Origin of the sequence: Erwinia sp. V71 (genome assembly GCF_965644245.1) — a bacterium.
Lineage (GTDB): Bacteria > Pseudomonadota > Gammaproteobacteria > Enterobacterales > Enterobacteriaceae > Erwinia.
The window spans coordinates 1-2,763 of sequence record NZ_CBFFRK010000213.1 but is presented as its reverse complement, the minus strand read 5'-3'; the positions used below and the strand labels follow the sequence as shown (position 1 = coordinate 2,763).

The 2,763-nt window shown below is 47.8% G+C and carries 1 pseudogene; it reads right to left on the bottom strand.

What is annotated here, in order from left to right:
- Window positions 1–89: 89 nt before the first annotated feature.
- A pseudogene (gene ltrA / locus ACSZO1_RS22090) lies at window positions 90–1,739 on the bottom strand (group II intron reverse transcriptase/maturase).
- Window positions 1,740–2,763 lie beyond the last annotated feature (1,024 nt).

Below are 2,763 nucleotides of genomic sequence, written 5' to 3'. Positions count from 1 at the left end.
TACAGCTCAGCTAAGGTAAGGCTAATACAGCTAAGGACTCCACTGAACCCCACCGATTAAATCGCACCTTCCCTAAATCAGAAACACTACTAATGACTGTGCAATAGTCGATGACAGTTAGGATGTAACATCATTAAGTTATCGATTTCGTCACCACCACCGTCTACTCGTCTGATAATGTGATGGACATCCCAATCCTCATTATCTCTGAATATCTGGTGGCAGATCGGACACCGATGGCCTTGTTGCTCCCAAATCAATCTCAGTTTTCCTCGCTGCATTTTACCTTCTTTCCAGCGCTTAACCTGCCGCTGTTCGAAGTACAACTCGTCAACCGGATCATATGGATTAGCCTCAGACCTGATTTTAATGTGACGTTTTATAGGGATATCTTTGCAGGAGAACAGCCTTTGCAGGCCGTTATCCGCATCGACACTCTGGAATACCCAGTTTTCGCTACCTACAGAGTGAAAATACTTCTGTTTCACCCAGTACTTGTTGCGATTACCGTGCCGACGGCATGACCAGCGCCAGAGCAACTTCCAGACGCGATAGTCGATATAGCTAAACGTTTCTTTGGCGACAATATGACGATGATAATTTGCCCAACCCCGAAGTACCGGATTAAGTTGCCTTATCAGATCACCTTGTTTTGATGCCGCATTGCGCTTCACTATTTGCCGGACTTTCTGGAGGTGGTTACGCAATCCCTTAGCAGCAGGCTTTATCAGCATCTTGCCATGGTACTTGCGCACGTTCTGCCCCAGAAAATCAAACCCTTCGGAGATATGCGTTATCACCGTTTTTTCGGGTGATAATTGCAACCCCCGTTCCGCCATAAAGGCTTCAACGAGGGGTTTGACTTCATCTTCCAGCAACTCTTTAGAGATACCCGTAATGATAAAATCATCTGCGTAACGCACATAATTGACCTTGGTTTTGTAGCTGGCTTTGGTGTTTTTCTTCCCGAAATGGGTTTCTAACACCGCTTCCAGCCCGTCCAGTGCCATATTCGCCAGTACCGGAGAAACAATGCCCCCCTGTGGTGTACCAGCCTCCGTCGGGTGTAACCGACCGGATTCCATGAATCCCGTTTTAAGCCATTTCCCGAGTACCTGTTTATCCAACGGAATGTTAGCAAGTAACCAGTCATGACTGATATTGTCAAAACACCCTTTTATATCGCCTTCCAATACCCATTCAGCAGAGCTTTTACGACTGAGATTAACAAAACATTGCTCAATCGCATCTGCTGCTGAACGAGCCGGACGGAAGCCATAGCTGTTGCGATCGGCCGTTGTTTCCGAGACGGGGTCAAGTGCCAGCAGGTATAACGCCTGCATCGCTCTGTCTTTCATCGTCGGTATACCCAGAGGACGGCGTTTGCCGTTGCTCTTGGGAATGTAAACACGCCTTAACGGAGACGGTTTGTAACCCGTCCGTTTTAGCTGGCCTATCGCCTGCTACTTACTTCCGGGAGTGTTCCACAACTGGCGATCCACTCCGGCTGTCTTTTTGCCTCGATTTTCGGTAACTCGCCTGACAGCCAGTGCTTTAGCTGCAAACGAGCGCGTCAGCATCCTTTGCAGGGCTTTCACCCTACGCCAGCGCTTCTGCTCCGTTGCCTTTGCGATTCGTATCTGTAGCCCTCTGACCTGACGGTGTACCTGACGCCAGTTAATCTGGTGCCAATTTTCCGCCCTGCCGGAAAGCGCAGGTACTTTTATCAACGTACTCAACTTGCTACCCTCCTCAGTGCTTTGGTTAGAAAGCCCCGAGCGAATAGCAGACGGACAACCCCCTTACGGGAGTTATCTTATGCTCCCGCAAGGGTCTGGTTAGGGTGGGTATGAACCACCTTAGCCAGCTTTCTGCCACGTTAGATTGCTTTACAGTACTGCACACAATTAAAGACCAGTCGGAAGTCTGCCCCGTTTCCGGTGGAGGAACCTTTAACCCCCTATCCATTCCATTACAGAATGGCATTCGCTTTCTCCAACCTCCTCTACCCGCACCCTCAACAGCTTGTCTTGCGACTCACCTGCCACATTGTGGCGAAGATACGGGCTTACCGAGTTCCGTACTCATGACACGAATCACTTAGGTTCTGCCTATACACCGAAGGTCTGTTGGTAACGTATTCCCAGATGTAAAAGGAATAACCGACCTTGTACCTTTTGGTCACAGCATATCAGTAGCTTTTGCTGCTTGCGGCTGACGGTGCTTACGGACAGTTCACTTAACGTTAACCCTATGATCCAGCCTAGCCTCTCATTTGCCTGCTACTGGCAAAATCCACTGCTTATCTCACGATAAAACAGCACCCAAACATCGGGGAGTACATTGTCAGAGCGCTCTCACACCTCACCATTACTGGCGACGCGCTGCTCCTAGGCTACTGCTAGTTACATAACAGGTCTGGCTCTGTATCAAACAGCAATACAGTCAGACAATCATGCGTACAGCTTCACACCGGTAGGTGCTAGCGTACATAACATTAATAAAGACGATGTTTTCCCCGCTACATCACAAGTCAAAACAGCAACTTGCTTCAGCGTGAATCTATTGAGACGTTACAATAGTTATAAAAGTTAATATATTTGATAAATTTCAAATAGTTATAACAGTTAATACATTTGTAAGTTTTAAGGGACTCTGACTATAAAGCCATATCCGGAAGTTAGGACTTCGCGAATTCAGATAATAAGTGCAACGCTCGGACATGATTGTGGAGAGTGTAGGAGGAAGGGTTAACTACCGATA